The following is a 21987-nucleotide window of genomic DNA, read 5'->3' as shown; positions in this document are numbered from 1 at the left end:
GTTTTTCCTTCCGGGGAGAAAGCAGTCATGACACGACGGTTGATGCCCATCCTGTGCGCGCCGATTCTGTTGGCGCTCGTTCTGGCCGTTCCGGCCGTCGCGCAGGCCGCCAAACCAGCGGTACCGAAGAACACGACACCCTGGCAGACGCCGCAATACTGGCCCTATGCCATCGGCGACCAGGCGCCGAACCAGTCCGACCATTTCGTCGTCCACTACACCGACGCCGGCGACCTGGCGATGGCGGTCGAAGTGCTCGGCCACCTCGAAGGCGCCTGGCAACACCAGATCGTCGTCAACCATGCGCTGCCGCCGCTCAGCGACAACGGCATCGCGCCGCCCAATGGCAAGCTCGATGTGTATCTGTGGCGTGGGATCGACACGCTCTACGTCGACTCGGTGACGGGCAACGACGCTACGTGGTGGGACGACGCCGCGACCTATATCGTGCTCGATCCCTGGGGCAAGTACGGCGCTACCTTCGAGGAACGTCGCGCGAACATCTACCACGAGTTCCGTCATGCCAGTCACCAGGCGGCCACCGACTGGTGGGAGGACTTCCCGATCTTCGAGGCCGATGCGACGTTCTGGGAGGCGCGACGCTATGGCTTCGCGCGCCTGTCGTTCGCCTGGGCTGACTTCCAGGCCCGGCCCGACTGGAGCCCGTTCCGCGACGACGCGTTCCGCACCTGGTCCATGTACGGCGGTGCGCTGTACTTCGACTACGTGAGTCGCCGCCATTTCAACAACGGGCTCGGCTTCACCAACGAGATGTGGCTGCTGAGCATCAACCCGCCGGGTGCGGAGACCGATCCAACCAAGAACGAACCCGACTTCGTCGATGCGCTCGATGAACTGCTCGGCGAGGAAGGCACGACATTCTTCGACTCCATCGTCGGATTCAGCCGCGCACGCTGGTATACCGGCAGCCGTGCCGGAACGATGGGCTTCTTCACCGATGGCGCCGTGCTGGCCGAGGTGTCGCCGCGCATCCACACCCGCGGAAGCGGCTCGTCCAAGACGTCCATCCGCGTCGATGCGCAGATGCTCGGCAGCGCCTACATCACGGTGGTTCGTGGCCCGTCCGATCCGATCGAGCTCAATGTCTCGTTCAAGTCCGGCACACAGGGGCCGGCGCGATCGGTCGTGCAGACCGTCGGCAACGGCTCGGGCGATGCGGTCCTCAACCTGGCATCGGGCCCCGCACGCCTGCGCTTCGGCAGCAACGGCCGCGCCACGATCGCCGTGACCGTGCTGCCCGGTCCGGGCATGAGCTACGACCCCGACCTGGCAGGCGATACGCAGTACTCGACCGAACTGGTGTTCGAGCGTCCCTGATGCGGACGTGGCGGGACGGAGTCCGGCTCCGTCCCGCGTCGTCACCACGACACCGCGAAACCGCCGCCGGGCAGCGGCGACACGCGCGCGCCAAAGCGGCCGTACTCGCGCTGCAGCATCGCCAGCAGCCAGCGGCGATCCTCGTCTCCCACGCGATTGATGCGGAAACGCTGCACCCGCGTCGGCACCAGTTCGATTCCAAGCAAAGCACCGCTCGTGGCATCGAGCTGCGGGAAGTACATCGCGCCCAGCTCGCCGCGGAATGCCTCGTGGCCGCGGATGCCCTCGTAGTCGTTGAGAAAGTCGCCGCAGCCATAGAGGACCAGTCGTCCGTTGTGCACCTCGAGCGTGCGCGGATGGTGCGATGAATGGCCGTGCACGAGATCGACGCCTGCCTGGTCGATGAGCGCGTGCGCAAACACGCGTTGTCCGGGCGCCAGGTCATAGCCCCAGTTGTCGCCCCAATGCAGGGACATCACCACGCGATCCAGCGGCTGCCGGTGGCGCGCCACCTCGGCGGCGATCGACGACACCGTCGCGTCCGAAAGGTCGGACAGACGCCAGATGCCTGGGCGTCTGTCGTCCGCAGCCCAGGCTTCCGGTACGCCCGAGTCCCCCGTCGCGGCGGCGAACACCAGCAATCGCGCGCCGTCGCCCAACGGCAGCTCGGCAGGCGCGCGGGCCGATTCGCCGTCGGCGCCCGCACCCGCCGTTGCGATGCGCAGGCGACGCAGTGTCCGTAGCGTTTCCAGCAACCCTTCGCGCGACCAGTCGAGCACGTGGTTGTTGGCCAGCACGCAGCAATCGATGCGCGCCGCCGTCAGGCACGGCGCATTGCGTGGGTGCATGCGGTACTGGATGCCCTTTGGCCACGGCCGGTCGCTGCGCGTGATGCTGGTTTCGAGATTGATGATGCGCAGTTGCGGGCGCCTCGACGCGAGCACTTCCAGCGCGTCGCCCCAGACGTAGTCGAACTGCGCCGGAACCGGAATCTCCGCGCCGGTTCGCAGGGCCAGTTCGAGATCGTCCCGCGCGTCGCGCACGAAGGCCTCATGCAGGGCGGGGTCCGACGGATACGGCAGGATCTGGTCGATTCCACGCCCGAGCATCACGTCGCCGCACAGGAACAAGCGGATGGGTTGCCTCGCGCCGGCCGCGGGCCTGGGCTCGCTTACCGCGCCGGGCGAAGCAGCAGCCAGCATCGACGCGCCCGCCATCCCGGCCATCGCACCGAGCACGATGCCGCCCGAGCAACGCAGAAAGCATCTGCGGTCCTGCATGACGCAGATGCTAGCCCCGGCCGTATGAGCCGAGGCCGACCCATGACTTACGGCCTAGACAAAATGGTCTAGACAAACGCGTCTACTTGTTCCAGCATGCTCACCAAGCCCGTCCCGGTAGCCGCAATGTCCAGGAAACCCGCCAAGCCGCCCAAGCCCACCGCCGCCGAACTCGACCTGCTGCGGGTGATCTGGAAGCTGGGGCCGTCGACGGTGAAGGACGTGCATCACGCCCGACTGGCCGAGGTCCCCGACCTGGCCTACGCCAACGTGCTGCGGCTGATGCAGGTGATGCACGGCAAGGGCTTGCTGATCCGCGACGAAAGCCAGCGCTCGCACGTCTATGCCGCCGCGCATGCACAGGACGCGTTGCAGACCAACCTGCTGCGCGACCTGATCCAGAAGGCCTTCTCCGGTTCCGGCAAGGACCTGGTGCTGGCCGCGCTGAGCAGCCACGTCACCGACAAGGAACGCGACGAGATCCGCCAGCTCCTGAAGCAGGACGCCGGCAAGGGAGAACCGCGATGAATGGACTGATGCCGGAACTGGTCCAGGTGCTCGGCCGTGCGCTGCTGCACTTCCTCTGGCAGGGCGCGCTGATCGGACTGCTCGCGGCGGTCGCGCTGCAATGCCTGCGCAACGCGCGTCCACAGAAGCGTTACGCGGTGGCGTGCATCGCGCTGCTGGCCTGCCTGCTCGTGCCGCTGGCCAGCGTGGTGGCGCAGTTGGGCCAGTCCACAGTGGCTGAGTCGCCGATGCTGCTTTCGGCCGCGGGCGTGACCAGCTTCGAGACGACCGCGGCGGCGCCGATGATGCAAATCGAAACCTGGTCGCCGCGCATCGAAGACAGCCTGCCGTGGATCGTCGCGATGTGGGCCGCCGGTGCATGCGCTCTGTCGCTGCGCATGGCGATGGGCGTGGCCTGGATCCGCCGCCTGCGTGCAACCCCGCAAGGCCCGATGCAGGCCGCCTGGCAGGCGCGGCTGGATGCCCTCTGCCAGCGCTTCGGCATCCGCCGTCCGGTCGCGCTGCAACTCGTCGACGCGATCGACTCGCCGGCGTCGGCGGGCTGGTGGCGACCGGTGGTGCTGCTACCCACCGCTTTGCTGACGCGCATGCCCACCGACCTGATCGAAGCCCTGCTCGCCCACGAGCTGGCGCATATCCGACGCCACGACTACCTGGTCAACCTGCTGCAGGGCGTGGTCGAGGCGCTGCTGTTCTACCACCCCGTGACGTGGTGGCTGTCGCGCCGGATCCGCGACGAACGCGAACACATCGCCGACCGCCTCGCCGCCGAAGCGACCGGCGAACCGCGCCGCCTCGCGCTGGCCCTCTCCGAACTGTCCGACCTGCTCTCGCAGTCGCATCCACAGCCGTCATTCCACCTCGCGCAAGCCGCCCACGGAGGCCACCTCATGTCCCGTATCGAACAGCTCGTCCGTCCCGCACGCAGCCGCGATGGACGCCTCGCCTTCCCGCTGATCGGCCTGGCCGCCGCATGCGTCGCCTTCTACGCCCATGCGCAGATCACCAAGCCTGAGGTCGTGACGCCCGCAGTCCAGGCGACCCCGGCCGCCAAGGCCACGAGCGCCGCGGCCGCGCAGCCTGCAGCCCAAGCAAAGACCGCGAACGCCGCGCAGCCAGCAGCGAAGGCCGTGACGGTGAGGGATTCAAGCACTATCCGCCTCAGCGACGACAAGGCGCCGCGCCAGGCCTATGGCCTCGTCCGCAAGGGCCAGGACGGCTTTACGATGCATGGCTCGTCGAAGGACATCGATGCCATCCGCAACGCGCAGCGCAGCCTGTCGGATGATTTCCTCTGGTTCCGCCGCGACGACAAGGCCTACGTCGTCGTCGATCCGTCCATCGTGTCGCGCGCGCACTCTGCGTGGCGTGAGACCGACAAGCTCAGCGCGCAGATGGATGCGCTCGGCGATCAGATGGAAGTGCACGGCGACAAGATGGAGGCGCTCGGCGAGCAGATGGAGAAGTTGTCGACGCAGTACACCTCCAGCGCCGCCATGGAGGAGATCTCCAAGCGCATGGATGCCCTTGGTCAGCAGCAGACGAAGCTGAGCGAGCAACAGGTGAAGGTGACCGCGGCTCTCGTCAAGGCCGACCAGGCCCAGTACAAGGAACTGGAACGCCAGATGGAAGCGCTCGCCGATCAGCAGGAGGCGATTGGCCGCCAGTTCGAGCACGAAGGAGAGCTGATGGATGCCGAAGCCCGGCGCATGGACAAGCAGTCGGAGCCAATGGATGCATTGAGCAGGCAGATGGACGAAGCCAGCAAGCCGATGGACGCATTGGGCAAACAGATGGACGCCCTGGGCGAACAGATGGACAAACTGTCGGATCAGGCCGAGCGCGAAACCCAGAAGCTGATCGACGAGGCGCTGGCCAAGGGGCTTGCCCTGCCCGCACCGGGCCGCACCCGCCAATGATGCGTTGCTTTGCATGACATGCACCGGAAGGCCCGCCACCCGGCGGGCCTTTCGTTTTCCTGCACGCAGCCGGCGCCCACCCGGTTAGGATCGGCAAACGCACTTACCGGCTCCACACGCGCATGCCCACCGCCATCGGGGAACTCCCGCTCGACAGCACGAACCTGCTGCAACAGATCGTCGAGGGCGGACGTCCCCGGGTGCTGCGCGGCCTGTGCCGCGACTGGCCCATCGTCAAGCTGGCCCGGCAGTCCGACACGGCGTTCGCGCAAGGTCTCCTCGCCCACGACAACGGAACGCCGGTCGACGCGCTGCTGATGCCGCCCGAGGCGCAAGGCCTCGTCGGCTACAACACGGCCATGGACGGTTTCAACTACAAGCACTTCCGCGTCACCGTGACGCAGGTCCTGCAGCGCCTGGCTGCCTACAGCCGGCAGGACGGCGACACGCCCGGCCTGGCGATGCAGAGCGCGCTGATCGCCACCAGCCTGCCCGGCCTGATCGAAGCGCACTCGATCCCGTTCTTCGACCCGTCCGTGCAGCCTCGCCTGTGGATGGGCAACCGCGTCACCACGCCCGCGCACTTCGACAGTTCGCACAACCTGGCCGTCGTCGCCTGCGGACGCCGGCGCTTCACGCTGTTTCCGCCGGAGCAGGTGCGCAACCTCTACGTGGGACCGCTCGACTTCGCGCCGACGGCTGCAGCGATCAGCCTTGCGCCGCTCGATGCGGTGGACGATCCCCGCTATCCGCGCCTGAAGGACGCCCTCGCCCACGCGCAGGTCGCCGAACTCGAACCCGGCGATGCGATCTACATCCCGCCAGTGTGGTGGCACCACGTCGAGTCGCTGGAACGACTCAACGCACTGGTCAATTACTGGTGGCGCCCCGCGATCGTTGCCGGCCATGCCGTCGAGCCGGGCCTCGACGCGCTGATGCACTGCATCCTCGCGTACCGCTCGTTGCCGCGAGCGGAACGAGACGCGTGGAAGACGCTGCTGGACCACTACGTATTCGCCGACGAGGACGCCGCGAGCCACATACCCGCCGAACGCCGCGGCGTGCTCGGACCGCCGACGGTGGAGACCCTGGCCCGGCTCCGGCAGTTGGCCGGAAAGTAGCCGCCCCGCTACTTCATGCCGGGCGCTGCAACGCCCGCCGCGCGAACAGCACGCAGATCACGCCGAACACCATGTGCGCGATCACGCTCAGCGTGATCCAGTCCAGGTGCGCGAACGACGGCGACCGTCCCACCCGCGAGAGCGGCATCACCACGAAGTTCATCACCACGTAGAGCAGCACGCCGTACAGCGGCCCAAGCACCCACAGCCGCCGCAGCAGCGACGGAGCGCGCCGCGCCGCCAGCGTGTACGCGACGACGAACAGCGTGGCCATGGACAGGTGCAGGCCCGCGCCAAGCCAGGCCGAAGCGGCGCCTCCGTCGAAACTGGCCTTGCCCAGCACGCCGACGGCAATGGTCTGGAACACGCGGACCAGTCCCTCCTGCGTCCACGAAAACCACACCGTCGTGGCGAACACGATGTCGCCGATGGCAACGAGGAGCCCACCCAGCAGGACCTGCAGCCAGGCGGTGGACGGCAGGGACGCGCGATCGATGTCGGACATGGTTCCAACTCCCCGGTTTGTGGCGGTGATTTCGTGGCAATGCTCAAACCGGACCCACCGCCCGGCGCCGCCGAGTATCGGGCATCCTGCCGCCGCCGGCGCGCCGCCTGCACGCCACCGCGCTTCGGTGGGACTACACTGACGGCAACCCGTCCTGCCGCCCCGGCGGCGAGGGGTTTGCGGATGTTCACCTGGTTGATCGCCCTGGCGCTGGCGGCCTCGGCGCCCGCTACGACGCCTGCACCGGCGCCCGGACCGGACGCCGTCGCGGTGGCCGCGCCACCAGCGCAGGTGATGGCGTTGCCGCCGGAGCTGCGGGAGCGCGTGCATCGCGAAGTCCTCAAGGGCGCACCTTCGCAGACGCAGCGCCTGGAGCGCCTCGCCCACTTCATGTTCGACGCGCAAAGCGGGCTGGGCATGGACTACCGGGAAGACGCGACCTACGCGGTCGAACAGGCCTATGCCACCCGCACCGCCAATTGCCTCGCCTTCACCATGCTGTTCCTGGCGCTGGCGCGCGAGGTTGGCCTGGACGCGTACCCGCAGGAGATCCGCGAAACGCTGTCCTGGCGCGAGGACGCCGACATCGTCTATCGCAACAACCACATCAATGCCGCGGTGCGCATCGGTGCCCGAGGTTATGTCGTCGACGTCGCGGGGGGTTCGGTCATCGCCCGCGACGATCCGGTGCCGGTTAGCGACGCCCGGCTGCTGTCGCATTACTACAACAACCTCGCGGTCGAACTGCTTGCGCGCGGCCAGGCCGAGGCCGCGGCGCAGCAGATGACCAGGGCACTCGAACTCGACCCGGCCTACGCGCCGCACTGGAGCAACGCCGGCGTCATCCGCCTGCGGACGGGCGATGCCGTCAGCGCGCGCCAAGCCTACGACCGGGCGCTCGCGCTGGAACCCGACGAGCCGGGCGCGTTGTTCAACATGGCCGGACTCGCCAACCGGATCGGCGATCGCCGCCTCGAGGCCGAATACCGCCAGCGCCTCGAACGGGTGCAACGCAAGGATCCATTCCACCACGTGCTGCAGGCGATGCAGTACGAGCGCGCCGGTGACTACGCGCAGGCGATCCGCCACTATCGCAGGGCGATCCGGTTGTATCCGGACGAACATCGATTCTATTCCGCGCTCGCCCGTGCCTACCTGCACAACGACGAGCCGCGCCGTGCCGCCAAGGCGCTGGCGCGCGCACTGGCCCTCAGCGACGGCGCGACGCGTGCCGCCTACCGTGCCGAGCTTGACCGCCTGAGGCATGCATCCAACTGACGATGACGCGCGTTGCCAAGCTGGCTGCCGCTCGAATCGCGGCTATCGCCGCGGTCAGCCGCGCAGCCCGCGGAACACGCGCAGGATCGCTTCGGCGCTGACGCCAGCATCGTCCTCGGTGGTGCCCCAGTTCGAAACCGAGATGCGCATCGCCGCCATGCCGTGCCAGGTGGTGCCACCGAGCCAGCAGGTGCCGTCGCGCTGCACACCGGTGATGACGTTGCGCGTGGTCTCGTCGTCATCGCCGAAACGCACCAGCACCTGGTTCAGCACCACGTCGTTGAGGATGCGAACACCCGGTTCCGCCGACAGGATCTTCGCCATCTGGCGCGCCCGGTCGCAGCCGCGCTCGATGAGTGCCTCGATACCGTCGCGCCCCAGCGCGCGCAGCGTGGCGTAGACCGGGACACCACGCGCGCGCCGCGAGAACTCGGGCACCCAGTCGACCGCGTCGCGCTCGGCGCCGCGTGTCTGGATCAGATAGGCCGCGGTCGACGTCATCGCGGCGCGGTGGTCTTCGGCGTGCCGCACCATCGCGACGCCGCAGTCATAGGGGACGTTGAGCCACTTGTGCGCATCGGTGGCCCAGGAATCGGCGAGCTCGACGCCATCGGCGAGTTCGCGAAGGCCGCGGCTGGCGCGGGCCCACAGGCCGAAGGCGCCATCGACATGCAGCCAGGCGCCGTGCTTCTGCGTGATGGCGCCGATCTCGCGCAGCGGATCGATCGCGCCGGTATTCACGTTGCCGGCCTGCGCGCAGACGATCGTCGGCCCCTCAAGCGTGGCCATCATTTCGGCGAGCCGGTCGGCACGCATCCGGCCCTGCTCGTCGGATTCAACGCGGCGCACGGCCTTGGTGCCGAAGCCGAGATAGCGCAACGCCACGTCGATGGTGATGTGCGACTCGGCCGACGCCACGATGTTGACGCGAGGCGCGCCATACAGGCCGTTGGCTTCCACGTCCCAGCCAATCCTGCGCAGCACGCCATGGCGGGCCGCGGCGAGACAGGTGAAGTTCGCCATCTGGCAGCCGGTGACGAATCCCACGCCCGATTCGCGCGGCAGGTCGAACAGGTCCAGCAGCCAGCGCGCGGCAGTTTCCTCGACCACCGCCACCAATGGCGAGATCACGTAAATGCCGGCGTTCTGGTCCCAGGTCGACACCAGCCAGTCGGCCGCCAATGCCACCGGATACGCGCCGCCGATGACAAAGCCGAAATAGCGCGGCGAACTGCAGGCCACGGTGCCACGCTCGGCCTGCCGGGCGAGCACGTCCAACACCGCTTCTCCCGGTTCGCCACGCTGAGGAAGCGGCGAACCCAGCGCCGCCAGCAGGGCCTCCCGGTCCACTCGCGCATCGACGTGCCGGTCCGGCAGGTCGCGCAGGTAGGCCAGGGCATGGTCGTGGGCCCGCTCGAGCATCGGGCCGAAAGGGGAATGGCTCATTCCGGACTCCAGGGACGATCGCGGCGCACAGTTTGCCCTTTCCCGCGGCCGTAGGGCAGCCGGGCCCGGGCCACCATCAGCGCAAGGCATCGTGGTCGGGGTAGCCGTGCTCGGCGAGCATTTCGAACAAGCGCCTGCAGGTGTCGTGGTAGTCTCCCGCATCCACGTCCACCAGTATTTCGGCGGCGCGTGCGTTGAGCACACAGGCCAGTTCGTCGGGTTGCGGATGATTTCCCACCAGCCTCGGCAGCTCGCGAAGCAACATGCGGATCCGCTGATCGATCTGTTCCGGCGACGACCCTGCCCTCATTCTTCTTTCCTCAAAGCGAAGACCCGCCGAGTACAACCGCGAGTGGGCAACATCGCCGTGAAGGACCGCGCTGTTCATCCGGTCTCGTGTCTGAAGGGTTCAGGTAACGCACACGGCATTCACGGTTCGTTGCTTTACCTGCGGATTCGTCCGCACCGATAGTGCATCCATGAGCCGCGCGATCCATCACGACCACGTTGTTGCGCACGACGCGCACGAGGTCGTCATGGAGGTCATCGAATCGCCTGACGTGCTGGAGGATTTCCTGTGCGTCCCGATGCCGGTGGCGGAGCACGCGGGCATCCTCGTCCCGCCTCCTGCCAGGGAGCGCGACGAGATGCCGGCCGAACAGCGGAGTGTGTATCGGTTCTGGCATTAGGGCCCTGACGGGGTGCGGGCGCCCGGCCATGACCGAACACACATCCAGGGAACCGCTGTCCGGCCCGGCTCACATCGCCTAACCACGCAACGTCGAATCGGTGCGAGCGCTCGGGGCGATCTGCAGCGAGCACTCGCCTCGTAGTCCCGCCCAGACCCGCGGCAGCTCCACGCCGCGAAGGCCCATCCCCTTGATGGGGGACGGGTGAAGGTACGGCTGCCTGATCGATGCGTTCACGATGCCTTGATTCGGCCGCGCCCCACGAATTTGACCGAACCCGCGGCGGATCGGCATCACCCATCGGCGACGACGAACGGCGCTTCGCGCTGACCGAGGCGATATCGGCGGCGCGTTCGTTGCTCATGCCGCGATCTGGCGGCATGCCTCCCGCGCTCCTCTCCTCAAGGAGTAACACCATGAAGTCGCCCTTCGCCTCCCGTGTCCCGCATCACCTGCTGGCCGGTGCGATCGCCCTTGCCCTGCCCGGAACGGCACTCGCCGATGCCGTCACCGACTGGAATGCCCTGACCACTCAGTTCGGTGTCGCCGCCGGGGGGCCGCCGCAACAGTTCCGCGTGGCCGCGATGGCGCAGATCGCCGTACACGATGCGCTCAACTCGATCGATCCGCGTTACCGCACCTATGCGCCGCTCGGTGCCGCGAACCCCAATGCCTCGCCGGACGCGGCCGTCGCCCGCGCCACCGCGGACGTGTTGCTGGCGACCGTGCCGTCGCAGTCGGCCGCGATCAATACCGCCTACTCGAACTACATCGCCGCGCTGCCGGCCTGCCCGGTCTCGGCCCCGACCTGCATCGCCGACGGTGAAGCGGCCGGTGCCGCCGCGGCTGCCGCGATCGTGGAGATGCGCACGCTGGACGGCTCGGAAACCCCGCACGTGCCGTACACGCTCGCCCCGGGGCGCGGCGTCTACCAACCGACAACGCCGACCCCGGCACCGCCCGCACCGTTCCCGCAGTTCGGTGGCTGGGGCGACGTCAAGCCGTTCGCGCTCGGCAGCCACTCCCAGTTCGGCTCCGGCAGGACCGATTTCTTCAACCTCAAGGGCAAGACCTACACCGCGGACTACAACGAAGTGAAGTCGGTCGGTTCGTCGGCCGTGCGCGGCGCCGCACCCGACTCCGAGGAGAGCCAGATCGCCCGCTTCTGGCCCGGCGGTGGCGGCAACCTCAATGCCGTGGCACGCACCATCGTCAACGGCATGGGCCTGGACTTGTGGGAGCACGCCCGTCTGTTCGCGCTCACCAACATCGCAATCAACGACGCACTGGTGGTGACGTTCCACCTGAAGTTCCGCTACAACTTCTGGCGTCCGCAGACGGCGATCCGTTACGCGGACGACGGCAACCCCAACACCGACAGCGATCCGAACTGGTCGTCGTACCTGACCACGCCGCCGTATCCGGACTATCCGTGCGGCCTGCCCTCCACGGTCGGCGCCGCCACCGAAGTCTGGCGCGACTTCTTCGGCACCGACGAAGTGCCCTTCACGTTCACCGCCACCGCGCTGCCACCCAGCGTCACGCGCAGCTATACGAGCCTGTCGCAGGCGGCGGCCGAGAGTGCTTCGGCACGTGTCTATGCCGGCATCCACTTCCGTAGCGGATGCGAGGCCGCGGTACGGCAGAGCGAGAAAGTCGGCCGCTTCGTCACCAACACGCAGTTGAAAGGCCGTTGAGCCGGTATAACGCGCGGCGGCTCCGGCCGCCGCGCGGATGTTTCCCTAGAGGAACTTGCTGATCCCCAGCTGCAAGCCCTTGCCCGGCAACGCCATCAACGTGGACGTGCCATGGGCGACGAGTTCTCCCGCGTCGTCGAACACGCTGGCCTCGGTGTAGCTGATCTGGCGGCCCGCGCGCAGGCAGCGGCCTTCCGCGCGCAGCCCGCCTTTGGTCACCGACTTCAGGTAATTGAGCTTGAGGTCGACGTTGACCAGCCCCGCGTCCTCGGGCAGGCGCAGGAATCCGGCCCAGAACGTGGCTGTATCAATCAGCGTCGCAAGTACACCGCCGTGCACGATGCCGAACGGCTGCAGGTGGCGCTCTCCGAGTTCCATCTCGATGCGGCAACTGTCGAACTCCAGCGCCGCGATCCGCATGCCGATCAGGTGCGGATACGGGGCCGAGCGCACCTGCTCCTGAAGTGCCTGGATGTAGGCCGGGTTGGGAGTCATCGCCGCCATCAACCCTTCGCTCCGCCGCGCAGCGTACGGTTGAACAACGCCAGCGCCCGGCTCCATGCCTCGCGTGCAGCCGCCTCGTCGTAGCGCGGCGTCGTGTCGTTGTTGAAACCGTGCTGGGTGCCTTCGGGCTGGTACAGCGAATAGCGCACGCCGGCCGATTTCAGTGCCGCCTCGTAAGCCGGCCAGCCGGCATTGATGCGCTCGTCGTTCGCCGCCAGCACGACCAGCAGCTCGGCCTTGATCTTCGGCACGTCCTCCACCGGCGCGGCACTGCCGTAGAACGGCGCGGCCGCCGCCACGTCGGGCAAGCGCGTGGCGAGGAAATTGGCCATGCCGCCGCCGTAGCAGAAGCCGATCACGCCGAGGTGCCCGTTGCCGCCCTCGATGCCGCGCAGCATCTGCGCCGCGGCGACGAAATCCTCGCGCGTCTTGGCCTGGTCGAGCTGCTTGAACAGTTCGCGTGCCGCATCCTCGTTGCCCGGGTAGCCACCCAACGGGAACAACGCGTCGGGGGCGAACGCGATGAAGTTCTCCAGCGCCAGCCTGCGGGTGATGTCCTCGATGTGCGGGTTGAGCCCGCGGTTCTCGTGCACCACCAGCACCACCGGGAGCGGGCCGCGCGCCTTGGCCGGTTTGGCGAGGTAGCCGCGGGCCTTGCCGTAGCCCTGCGGCGATGCGAACTCGATGTAGCCCGCCGAGAGCCGCTTGTCGTCGGGCTTGACCTGCTGGGCGGCCGCGAACTGCGGGCTCAGTGCCGCGAGCAATCCCGCCGCGCCCGTCGCGCCGACCGCGAACCGCGCAGCACCGGCCAGGAAACCGCGACGATCGATGATGCCGTGCACGTACTTGTCGAAAAGCTGCAGCACTTCGGGATCGAAGTCGCTGGCCTTGCTGCGGGGAGTCCGGGCCATGGATGCCTCGTGCGGTTGAAGGTGTGCGGACGGAGGTTATCCGAAAGCGGCGCTCCCTTTCGCGTGCTCGGGCTCAGTCCGGCAGCCCGGCCCGCCGCAGGCCTTCGGCGAGGAGGTCGCTGTCCTGGTGGCGCTTGAAAGGCGTCTTCGCCAGGTAATGCGCGATGGTGAACTCCGGCCGCTGCGCCAGGCAGTCGGCGGCGTGGATCCGGGCTATCTCGTCGTCACCACGGAGGGCGTAGCTCGCGGCCCTGAGCGCGCTGTAGCGGTAGTTGCGCCCGGTGATGCGATCCAGCATCGCCAGCGCCTCGTCGTAGCGATGCAGCAGCAGGTACGCCAGGCCGTACTCGCGCCAGTACCACGGCACGTCGAAGTACGGGTCCAGTTCGCGGGCGCGGCGGAACCATTGCAGCGCTTCCTCGGGCTCGCCGGCGTAGTTCAGCATCATGCCCATGTCGCCGGCGTTCCACTGGTTGTTCGGGTTGAGTTCCACCGCGCGCCGGACATGCTGCAGCGACAGCTCGTACTCCTGCCGCAGGTGGCAGAGCTGGGCATAGATCGAGTGGCAGGTGCTCTCGTCGGGGTCCAGCTCCAGCGCACGCGTGGCCAGCGCGTAGCTCTCCTGCAGCGCGGCGTCGTCGCCTATGGGCGCTTCGTACCAGGCCCCGTAACGCATCGCCGCCAGCAGCGAATGGGCGAAGCCGTATCCGGGGTCGAGTGCGATGGCCCGCTCGAACATGCGCGTCGCCTCCTCGGCGCCCCACGGTTCCGCCCATGGCAGCGCATTGCCCTTCAGGACGCACTCGTAGGCCGCCAGGCTTGCGGGCGGCTTGCGGCGCGCCTGCTCGGCGCCGACCGCCTGCACGCGGCCGACCAGCGTGCCAACGATGGTGCGCACCACTTCGTCCTGCACCGCGAACACATCGGCCACGTCCCGGTCGAACTTCTCCGCCCAGACGTGCTTGCCGTCCTGCGCATCGACCAGCTGCGCGGTGATGCGCATGCGATCGCCCATCCGGCGAACGCTGCCTTCGAGGATGTAGCGCACATGCAGCTCACGCGCGACCTGACGCATGTCGGCCGCCACGCCGCGGTAGCGGAACGATGCCGCGCGCGAGCGCACCGCCAGGATCCGCCAGCGCGAAAGCTCGGTGATGATGTCCTCGGTGATGCCGTCGCTGAAGTAGACCTGCTCCGGGTCGCCACTCATGTTGGCGAAGGGCAGCACTGCGATCGGAACGGTAAGACCGTCTCCGGGCGACACGGAGGACTCGTTGGTTGCATCGGCGCCGGCTTGGGGCGTCACCGGCGCCTCCCGGGGAACCGCGTCCATCGCATGGCCATCGCCCGCACACGTGACCGGCGCGATGAAGCGATAGCCGAGTGCATGCACCGTCTGGATGTAACGCGGGTGATCGGAGTCGTCGCCCAGCGCCCGGCGCAGTTGCGCGATCGAACGGCTCAGCACGCCGGGAGTGACATAGCGATGCCCCCAGACCGCGTCGAGCAGGTCGTCGCGTCCGAGCAGCTCCCCGCGGCGCGCCAGCAGTTCGGTGAGCAGCGCGAACGCCTTGGGTTCCAGCGACACCGGCTGCCCGTCGCACAGCAGCTCGTGCTGTGCCGTCCGCAACCGGAAGCGGTCGAAGGCATAGCTCGGCTGCGGATGGGTCACGGCTGCCCCTCCCACGGATGCGGTACAGGGTGCGCCGCACGACCGAACGACGCCGCGGGATTTTATCACCCGCCCTCCCAGCCCCTCGTTCGCCGCAGCCAGGCAGGGTGATACGCGGCATCCCCCATCGGGCCGTTCATCGCACTGTCCGTCCCGCCACAACCGCTGCGTTGGCGATGATGCTCCACCACCTTCTGCGCTCCACGTGTCCGCATCGCGGCGCCCGGGTGCTTACCGGGGAAGCACCGGGAATCACGCCACACGGAGGCGGCGACGCGAACGGGACACGGCCGGGCCAGCTCCGCGAGGGGCTGGCCCGACTTTTGTCGGGCCGCGCCCATCCCCGCACGCACACGGCCTCTTCACCGGGCCTTTCCCGTAATACCGCCTCGATGACCACTTTTGGGGGAGTGCGTTATGCGTTGGCTTGCGTCCGCGTTGCTGTGCTTGCTTCCGGTCCTGGGCGCGCTGGTGCCCGCTCCGGCCCACGCCACCCAGATGCAGGTCTACGGGGCCTGGCACTGCTCCAGCGACGGCTGCACGTGGGGAGCGGCGCGCAGCGTCGCCGAGTTCGACTCGATGAACCGCTGGCTGATCGATCGTGGCGACGGCCGTCCGTCCGTCAACCTGGTCGTGTTGTCATTCGTGCATCCGCTCAAGCTGCTCAACCGCACGACCGATGCGACCACGCTCAACGGCATCCCGCGCGGCATGACGCCGGAGATCGTCAACTACTTCAAGAGCCGCGGCATCCGCGTGATGGTGTCCATCGGCGGCATCACCTACATCGATGCCTGGGAACAGGCGATGGCACAGGACGCGACGCTGCTCGGCCTGTATGCGGCGCAGATGGCGACCCAGCTCGGCGTCGGTGTCGAGATCGACTACGAGCAGAATACCGATCCCGACCTGGCCGGCGTGCAGGCGTTCATCGACGCCTACCGCTCGGTCATTCCCTACGACGCCACCGGCGCCAACCATTCCGCGCGGCTGACCATCGACCTGGCGGCCGGCGACCGCTGGCTGATCGGCATCGGCCGCAAGGCCACCGCCGACTGGTTGCGCACCGACCTGCCCGTGCTCGATTACGCCAATGCGATGGTGCCGGCGCGGCAGCCGTCGTTCGACAAGGCCATCGCCAGCTGGAAGGAGCATATCGACGGCAAGTCGAACTACGTGCCGGCGTATCCGCCGCTCGCTCCGGCCAAGTTCACCGGCGCGGTCTATCTCGCCGGAGACACCAAGGTCCGGCCGGAGTGCAACAACTTCGCCACGTCGCTGCAGAACAAGACCGGCAGCTTCGTGCAGACCGCCGTGCCCAATGGCGCCGGCACCACGCCGGGCATGCTGGGGATCATGTTCTGGGCGGCCGAACGCCCGACCACGCGCGGAAAGTCCACGCAACCGCCGAACAATTGCGAAGGCGGTGTCGGTGTGGGTGCATCGGTGTACGGAATTCCGGTGCCGATGACGCCGCTGAGGCAGCAATAAGCGAGCCGCTGACACACGCGAAAGGCGCCTTCAGGGCGCCGTTCATCCTATATCAGGCAAGAAACCGCGGCACCAGCGCCCGCTCCCACCCGAGCGGGTGAGGCCGGGCAAAGCCGTCGCCCGCGTACACTTTGATGACTGCATCATGAGCGTGAGCCGTGCACGCACCTCGAGTCGCCTCGTTCCTCCTCAGCCTCTCCTTCGCATCGGCGATGGCGTCCGCCGCCATGGCCGGCTTCGCGGAATCCAGGAGCATGGGGCTGAAGTTCTACGGCTGCGCGAGCGGCGAAGGGACGATCGTGCTCGATTCGCTGGACGAACGGGTCCTGCCCATCTGCCGGCGCAATGAAGTGCTGGTGACCTGGAACACCGACGAATCCGCCTTCACGCGGATGTAGCCGACAGGCCCGTTGGGGGCTCCGGCACAGGGGATTACACACCGCGCACCGCGCGGCGACTTCCCCCTGCGGTTGGAGGAACACACGATGCGGTGGTCGATGCTGGCAGGGATGCTGCTCGCGCTGCTTGCACTGTTCCGCACCGGTTCTGCCGGGGCCGCGCAGATCCAGGTCTATGGCGTGTGGCATTGCTCCAACGACGGCTGCAACTGGGGCAAGGCCCGCAGCATCGCCGAGTTCGATTCGATGAATCGCTGGCTGGTCGATCGCGGCGACGGCCGGCCATCGGTCAACCTGGTGGTGCTGTCGTTCGTGCATCCGCTCAAGCTGCTCGACCGCACGACCGACGCGACCACGCTCAACGGCATCCCGCGTGGTATGACGCCGGAGATCGTGCGGTACTTCACCGACCGCGGCATCCGCGTGATGGTGTCCATCGGTGGCGTGACCTACACGCGCGCCTGGGACACGGCACTCGCACGGGACCCGACCCTGCTTGGCCTGGCCGCGGCGCAGATGGCGATGCAGCTCGGCGTGGGTGTCGAGATCGACTACGAGCAGGACCGCAGTCCCGACCTCGCCGGCTTGCAGGACTTCATCAGTGCGTATCGCTCGGCGCTGCCATACGACGCCTCCGGCCGCCGTCCTGCGGCACGCCTGACTATCGACCTCGCCGCCGGCAACCGCTGGCTGGTCGATCTCAGCCGAAAGGCTGCCGCCGACTGGCTACGCACCGACCGGCCCGTGCTCGATTACGCCAATGCGATCGTCCCCGACGTGCAGCCCGGCCAGGGCAGCGCCACCTCCCATTGGCAGGAGCACATCGATGGCGTGCGCCACGGACTCGCCGTCGAACCGCTGGCCCCGGCCAAGCTCACGGCTGCGCTGTACCTGGCCGGCGACCGCCGGCCACGGCCGGAATGCAACCACTTCGCCGCATCGTTGCAGAGCAGCACCGGCGCCTTCGTGCAAAGCGCGGCACCGAATGGTGCCGGCACCACGCCGGGATTGCTGGGCTACATGTTCTGGGCGGCCGAGCGGCCTACCACCCACGGCCGTTCCACTCAGCCGCCCGGAGGTTGCGAAGGCGGCGTGGGCACCGGCGCCACCGTCCACGCCATCCCGATCCCGATGCCGCCGCTGCGGCAGGAGTGATGGGGCTTCAGTGCCGGTGCGCCCCGAACAGCGGCAGGCACGCCTTCACGATAGCCGCGACGTGACGGTCGTCGGTGCCGCAGCAGCCGCCGAGTACGGTCAGCGCCGGCATCCGCCGCTTCAGGTGGACATGCTCGCGCGCCAGTTCCTCCGGATTGCCCATGTCGAGTTCGGTGGCCTCGTTGAGTTCTGCATGACTCAGGCAGGAGGCATTGGTGCGCAACCCACGGATGCGGCCGAGCCACCCTTCGCCGCTCTCGAGCACGTCGGCGAAGTGCGTGGGATGCGCGCAGTTGATCATGTAGTAGGCGGGATACCCGGACGTGGACTGGTCGACGCGCTCGATGGCTGAGCGCAGCGAGTCGCCGGTCGGCAGCCGGCCGTCGGTCTCCACCGTGAACGACAGCGCGACCGGCATCGCGGCGTCGCGCGCGGCGCGGGCCACGCCTTCGGCTTCCTCGACGTAGTTCATCGTGATCGCACAGACCATGTCGGCTTCGGTACCGGCGAACACGTCGATCTGCGCGCGGTGATAATCCGCTGCCTGCTGCGCCGTCATCGACTGGTCGGGGATGTAGCCGTCTCCGCGCGGACCGACGCAGCCGCTGATCACCACGGGCGTGTCCGCGCCGGCATCGTCACGGATCGATTCCAGCAGGCGGATCGCTCGGCGGTTAGCCTGCGCCAGCTCGTCGGCCGTGTAACCCATGCGCTCGCCCCAGTCGGGGCTGGCCCGCCAGGTGGCGCTCTCCAGAACCACGCCGGTGCCTAGCGATCGTGCCAGGTCGGCATAGGTCCGGAAGTATCTGCGCAGCACCTCCGTGCCCTCTTCGGTGCGCAGCAGGTCGAAGGCCGCGAAATACGGCAGCTCCTGCCCTTCGTGGAAGATCAGCGTGGTCTCGATGCCGCCGTCGGTCAGGAAGGGGTGCGTGCCCAGTTGCGGCAGCGCGTGTCGATAACGCGGCATGTCCCACCTCGCATGCAATGAGGTCCAGCGCCAGGGGCCATCATATCCCCGTAAGCATGGGGCACGGCCTAGTGCGGATCCTGCAGCCAGGCGATGGCATCGTCCTCGGACAGGAACACCTCGAGGGTCAGCCCGAAGTTGCGCGCCGCCATCACGCCGAATTTCTCGGGGTCATGGAACGCCGCCGGCATCACCAGCGCCACCGCCACCCGCCCCTGCGAGACATCCGCCCATTCACGCACCATCTGGTGGCGTTCGGCGACGGACGGCGGATCGAACCCATGGATCGCGGTGCCCACGGCCAGGAGCTTGCCTATGCCCTCGTCGCGCACCTGCGCGATGGCATCCGCGACCGCCTGCACGGCCTGCGGGAAGGTGTAGGCGCCAACGGGCCGGAATAGCGCGTATCCGTCTTTTCGTTCCAGGTCTTCCATGGCTTGCGGACTGCGTGGGGAAATCGCATGTTACGCGCCGCCCCGCGTCCCCGCACCGTTCATCGCTGCATCGTGGGAAGGGACTGAATCTGCGACGCTCCCTGCCGATAAGATGCGGATATGGACCCACTACCCACCCCGCCCGCTCCCATGCCGTTCGCCCTGTTCGCCGACTCCGTGGCCTCGGCGCGCACGCTGGAGGAGCTGGTGCGGCCGCTGCTGGAAGTGCTTGAAGCCTTCACCGGCATGGAGTCCACCTACCTGACGTCGATCGACGAACAGGCCGGCGTGCAGAACGTGCTCTTTGCCCGCAACTCGCGCCAGCTGCGGATCCCCGAGCAGCTGGTCGTGCCGTGGAACGACACGCTGTGCAAGCGTGCACTCGACGAGCAGCGCCCGTACACCGACGACGTCGCGGACTGCTGGGGCGATTCCGAAGCCGCCCGCGCTCTTGGCATCCAGACCTACGTCAGCACGCCGGTGCGGATGGAGGATGGCAGCCTGTACGGCACGTTGTGCGCCGCCAGTGCCGAGCGCATGCCGTTGACCGACGATGCCGAGCGCGCACTGCGCATGTTTTCGCGGCTGATCGGCCAGCAGTTGGAACGCGAGCGGCTGCTCGGCCAGTTGCAGGCCGCCAACGCCGCCCTCGCCGCCAGCGCCCTGATCGACGCCGTCACCGGCCTGCCCAACCGGCGCGCCCTGATGCACGAAATGTCGCGGCGCCTCGCCCACAGCCAGCGCCAGCACGAGACGCTGCTGGTGGCCTTCATAGATCTGGACGGCTTCAAGGCCATCAACGACCGCCATGGCCACGACGCGGGCGACCGCTTCCTCGCCGCCATCGGCCGTGCGCTGTCGAGCACGCTGCGCACCGAGGATTTCGCCGCCCGCCTCGGCGGCGACGAGTTCGCCGTGCTCGGCCTGGTGCCACACCACGACGTGCCGCACGCCATCGAAGCCCTGCACGACAGGCTGGCGCAATGCACGCGTGGCCTGTTCGAACTGGGCGACATCATGATCGAGTACGGCGGTCCCAGCATCGGCGTGGTTGCCGCGGGCGACAGCCAGTCCGATCCCGTGGGACTGCTCGCGAGCGCCGATGCCGCGATGTACGCCGCCAAACGCCAGCGCCGCCTGCTCACGGCCAGCCAGGCAGGCTGACGCGGGCCTTGCGCATCGCGCTCACGCGCAGCCCGATAGCATCGGCGCTCCGCTGCCAGGAGCGCGCCATGAAGAACTTCCTCGCCATCTTCACCGGTTCGCCGTCCGGCATGGACGCGTGGAAAGCGCTGGACGCAGCCCAGCGCGAAGCGCGCGAGAAAGCCGGTAAAGAGGCCTGGATGGCCTGGGTCCAGAACAATCAGGAGGCGATCGTCGACCACGGTGCGCCGCTCGGCAAGACCAAGCGCATTGCGACCGATGGCATCGGCGATATCCGCAACCACATGGCCGCCTACACCATCGTCCGCGCAGAAACGCATGAAGCCGCGGCGAAGCTGTTCGAGAACCACCCGCACTTCACGCTGTTCCCCGGCGACGGCGTCGAGGTGATGGAATGCCTGCCGCTGCCCGGGATGTGAGCGGCGTGGCGCCGTGCCCCTGATCAGTGCCGGCATCCTGCTGCACCGCCATCGCGATGGCGCGCTGGAGGTGCTGCTCGCCCATCCGGGCGGGCCGTATTGGCGCAACCGCGACACAGGCGCATGGACGATCCCGAAAGGCCTCGTCGACGAAGGCGAAACCAGTGAAGCCGCGGCGCGCCGCGAGTTCGAGGAGGAACTCGGCAGTGCGGCCAACGGCGACCTGCAGCCGCTCGCCCGCGTCCGGCAGCGCAGCGGCAAGTGGGTCGAGGCTTACGTCATGGAGGGCGACTTCGATCCCGCCACGCTGCGCAGCAACACCTTCAGCGCCGAATGGCCACCGCGCAGCGGCCGCATGGCCGAGTTCGCGGAGATCGACCGCGCCGCATGGTTCGGCATCGCCGAGGCCCGGCGTCGCATCCTGCCCGGGCAGGAACCACTGATCGATGCGTTACTGAACCTGCTGGAGACTGCACCGAAGCGGGGCTGACCGTGTCTTCGATCAACACGCGGCCAGGCCGACCCGCTTTTCGTAACGCCAGACTTCCAGACGCAATATGCCGCCGGGCATTTCCAGCGGATTGACCATCGCGTCGGTGCGACGCCATCCGCATTTCTCGTAGAAGCGCGCAGCCCGCTCGTTGCCGATCGCGCAGGCCAGCCAGGCCAGTTCGACACCCGTTGCCGCCAGCCGCGATTCCGCGTCGGTGACCAGCGCAGCGGCCACACCGGAACCGCGCGCCTTCGCACCGACGAAGAGCTGATAGAGCTCGTCGCCGTGGATCATGCAGAAGCCCGCTGCTTCGCCGTCCACCACCGCCACGCTCACGTCATCCAGTCCGGCCAGCAGGCGCTCCCGGAAGCTCTCGTATGTACGAACGCGTACCAGCTCCTCCGGCAGGATGCGCGCGTGCGCGTCCTGCCAGCCGTCGTACCAGAGCCGGGCCAGCTGATCGACCTCGCCGGCATGCGCGTCGCGGATCAGCATGCGTCCCTCGGGATGATCATTCCCGTCACGCTACCGCTCGGCGCCTTTCCTGTCCCGCTGTGCCAAGCCGCCACGGCGTCGCG

At 68.0% G+C, this 21987-nt stretch carries 23 protein-coding genes; 13 read left to right on the top strand and 10 right to left on the bottom strand.

Annotation, left to right across the window (positions count from 1 at the left end):
• Positions 1 to 27 precede the first annotated feature (27 nt).
• Positions 28 to 1338 carry a hypothetical protein gene (locus tag IU514_RS11220; RefSeq protein WP_194931214.1) on the top strand — a complete coding sequence of 437 codons (1311 nt, stop codon included), beginning with the start codon at positions 28 to 30 and terminating at the stop codon, positions 1336 to 1338.
• 41 nt (positions 1339 to 1379) lie between these two features.
• On the opposite strand, the gene IU514_RS11215 is transcribed toward IU514_RS11220, so the two are convergent.
• Complete coding sequence (locus IU514_RS11215) at positions 1380 to 2618, bottom strand: CapA family protein (protein WP_228760675.1); 1239 nt, start codon at positions 2616 to 2618, stop codon at positions 1380 to 1382.
• 126 nt (positions 2619 to 2744) lie between these two features.
• On the opposite strand from IU514_RS11215, the gene IU514_RS11210 reads away from it, so the two are divergent.
• The 3 genes from IU514_RS11210 to IU514_RS11200 all read left to right on the top strand — a co-directional run bounded on the left by IU514_RS11210 (position 2745) and on the right by IU514_RS11200 (position 6186).
• Complete coding sequence (locus IU514_RS11210; RefSeq protein WP_194931213.1) at positions 2745 to 3146, top strand: BlaI/MecI/CopY family transcriptional regulator; 402 nt, start codon at positions 2745 to 2747, stop codon at positions 3144 to 3146.
• Positions 3143 to 5065 (top strand): M56 family metallopeptidase, encoded by a 1923-nt coding sequence (locus IU514_RS11205; protein ID WP_194931212.1) that lies wholly within the window; start codon positions 3143 to 3145, stop codon positions 5063 to 5065. The genes IU514_RS11210 and IU514_RS11205 overlap by 4 nt, the downstream gene beginning before the upstream one ends.
• 122 nt (positions 5066 to 5187) lie before the next feature.
• The gene (locus IU514_RS11200; RefSeq protein ID WP_194931211.1) at positions 5188 to 6186 is read left to right on the top strand and encodes a cupin-like domain-containing protein; all 999 of its coding nucleotides are present in this window, start codon (positions 5188 to 5190) and stop codon (positions 6184 to 6186) included.
• A gap of 13 nt (positions 6187 to 6199) precedes the next feature.
• Here the strand turns inward: IU514_RS11200 and IU514_RS11195 are convergent, their stop codons facing one another.
• On the bottom strand, positions 6200 to 6691 hold the full coding sequence (locus IU514_RS11195) for a hypothetical protein (RefSeq protein ID WP_194931210.1): 492 nt from the start codon (positions 6689 to 6691) through the stop codon (positions 6200 to 6202).
• 183 nt (positions 6692 to 6874) lie between these two features.
• On the opposite strand from IU514_RS11195, the gene IU514_RS11190 reads away from it, so the two are divergent.
• Positions 6875 to 7969 (top strand): tetratricopeptide repeat protein, encoded by a 1095-nt coding sequence (locus IU514_RS11190; protein ID WP_194931209.1) that lies wholly within the window; start codon positions 6875 to 6877, stop codon positions 7967 to 7969.
• A gap of 54 nt (positions 7970 to 8023) precedes the next feature.
• Here IU514_RS11190 and IU514_RS11185 read toward each other — a convergent pair whose 3' ends face one another.
• Both IU514_RS11185 and IU514_RS11180 read right to left on the bottom strand, forming a co-directional pair.
• Complete coding sequence (locus tag IU514_RS11185; RefSeq protein ID WP_194931208.1) at positions 8024 to 9415, bottom strand: pyridoxal phosphate-dependent decarboxylase family protein; 1392 nt, start codon at positions 9413 to 9415, stop codon at positions 8024 to 8026.
• A gap of 76 nt (positions 9416 to 9491) precedes the next feature.
• A complete protein-coding gene (locus IU514_RS11180) occupies positions 9492 to 9725 on the bottom strand; it encodes a hypothetical protein (RefSeq protein WP_194931207.1) in 234 nt (77 codons plus the stop codon).
• A gap of 169 nt (positions 9726 to 9894) precedes the next feature.
• Here IU514_RS11180 and IU514_RS11175 point away from each other — a divergent pair, with 169 nt between their 5' ends.
• Together IU514_RS11175 and IU514_RS11170 are read left to right on the top strand one after the other, a co-directional pair.
• Positions 9895 to 10104 carry a hypothetical protein gene (locus IU514_RS11175; protein WP_194931206.1) on the top strand — a complete coding sequence of 70 codons (210 nt, stop codon included), beginning with the start codon at positions 9895 to 9897 and terminating at the stop codon, positions 10102 to 10104.
• A gap of 416 nt (positions 10105 to 10520) precedes the next feature.
• A complete protein-coding gene (locus IU514_RS11170; RefSeq protein ID WP_194931205.1) occupies positions 10521 to 11801 on the top strand; it encodes a vanadium-dependent haloperoxidase in 1281 nt (426 codons plus the stop codon).
• A gap of 45 nt (positions 11802 to 11846) precedes the next feature.
• Here the strand turns inward: IU514_RS11170 and IU514_RS11165 are convergent, their stop codons facing one another.
• From IU514_RS11165 to IU514_RS11155, 3 genes are all read right to left on the bottom strand, one after another.
• The gene (locus IU514_RS11165; protein WP_228760674.1) at positions 11847 to 12305 is read right to left on the bottom strand and encodes a PaaI family thioesterase; all 459 of its coding nucleotides are present in this window, start codon (positions 12303 to 12305) and stop codon (positions 11847 to 11849) included.
• Positions 12305 to 13216 carry a dienelactone hydrolase family protein gene (locus IU514_RS11160; protein ID WP_194931204.1) on the bottom strand — a complete coding sequence of 304 codons (912 nt, stop codon included), beginning with the start codon at positions 13214 to 13216 and terminating at the stop codon, positions 12305 to 12307. Before IU514_RS11160 ends, IU514_RS11165 begins: the two co-directional genes overlap by 1 nt.
• 73 nt (positions 13217 to 13289) lie before the next feature.
• Entirely contained in the window at positions 13290 to 14888 is a 1599-nt protein-coding gene (locus IU514_RS11155) for a winged helix-turn-helix domain-containing tetratricopeptide repeat protein (RefSeq protein ID WP_194931203.1), read from the bottom strand.
• A 417-nt stretch (positions 14889 to 15305) separates the two neighbouring features.
• Between IU514_RS11155 and IU514_RS11150 the strand changes: the two genes are divergently transcribed.
• The 3 genes from IU514_RS11150 (at position 15306) to IU514_RS11140 (ending at position 17932) form a co-directional block, all read left to right on the top strand.
• Positions 15306 to 16379, top strand: coding sequence for a protein kinase family protein (locus tag IU514_RS11150; RefSeq protein ID WP_194931202.1), 1074 nt, complete (start codon positions 15306 to 15308; stop codon positions 16377 to 16379).
• A 158-nt stretch (positions 16380 to 16537) separates the two neighbouring features.
• Positions 16538 to 16777: a hypothetical protein gene (locus tag IU514_RS11145; RefSeq protein ID WP_194931201.1), complete on the top strand. Its 240-nt coding sequence runs from the start codon at positions 16538 to 16540 to the stop codon at positions 16775 to 16777.
• Positions 16778 to 16864: 87 nt separating this feature from the next.
• Complete coding sequence (locus IU514_RS11140; RefSeq protein WP_194931200.1) at positions 16865 to 17932, top strand: protein kinase family protein; 1068 nt, start codon at positions 16865 to 16867, stop codon at positions 17930 to 17932.
• Between the two features lie 7 nt (positions 17933 to 17939).
• Here IU514_RS11140 and IU514_RS11135 read toward each other — a convergent pair whose 3' ends face one another.
• Both IU514_RS11135 and IU514_RS11130 read right to left on the bottom strand, forming a co-directional pair.
• On the bottom strand, positions 17940 to 18899 hold the full coding sequence (locus tag IU514_RS11135) for a homocysteine S-methyltransferase family protein (protein ID WP_194931199.1): 960 nt from the start codon (positions 18897 to 18899) through the stop codon (positions 17940 to 17942).
• Positions 18900 to 18967: 68 nt separating this feature from the next.
• Positions 18968 to 19333: a hypothetical protein gene (locus IU514_RS11130; protein ID WP_194931198.1), complete on the bottom strand. Its 366-nt coding sequence runs from the start codon at positions 19331 to 19333 to the stop codon at positions 18968 to 18970.
• Between the two features lie 120 nt (positions 19334 to 19453).
• Here IU514_RS11130 and IU514_RS11125 point away from each other — a divergent pair, with 120 nt between their 5' ends.
• The 3 genes from IU514_RS11125 to IU514_RS11115 all read left to right on the top strand — a co-directional run bounded on the left by IU514_RS11125 (position 19454) and on the right by IU514_RS11115 (position 21406).
• A complete protein-coding gene (locus tag IU514_RS11125) occupies positions 19454 to 20497 on the top strand; it encodes a sensor domain-containing diguanylate cyclase (RefSeq protein WP_228760673.1) in 1044 nt (347 codons plus the stop codon).
• Between the two features lie 68 nt (positions 20498 to 20565).
• Entirely contained in the window at positions 20566 to 20916 is a 351-nt protein-coding gene (locus tag IU514_RS11120; protein WP_194931197.1) for a hypothetical protein, read from the top strand.
• 13 nt (positions 20917 to 20929) lie between these two features.
• Positions 20930 to 21406 carry an NUDIX domain-containing protein gene (locus IU514_RS11115; RefSeq protein WP_194931196.1) on the top strand — a complete coding sequence of 159 codons (477 nt, stop codon included), beginning with the start codon at positions 20930 to 20932 and terminating at the stop codon, positions 21404 to 21406.
• A gap of 12 nt (positions 21407 to 21418) precedes the next feature.
• Here the strand turns inward: IU514_RS11115 and IU514_RS11110 are convergent, their stop codons facing one another.
• Positions 21419 to 21904, bottom strand: coding sequence for a GNAT family N-acetyltransferase (locus IU514_RS11110; RefSeq protein WP_194931195.1), 486 nt, complete (start codon positions 21902 to 21904; stop codon positions 21419 to 21421).
• Positions 21905 to 21987: the final 83 nt, after the last annotated feature.

The sequence above is a fragment of the Lysobacter niastensis genome (genome assembly GCF_015453285.1).
GTDB lineage: Bacteria > Pseudomonadota > Gammaproteobacteria > Xanthomonadales > Xanthomonadaceae > Lysobacter_J > Lysobacter_J niastensis.
This window is presented reverse-complemented; position numbering and strand designations above follow the sequence as displayed.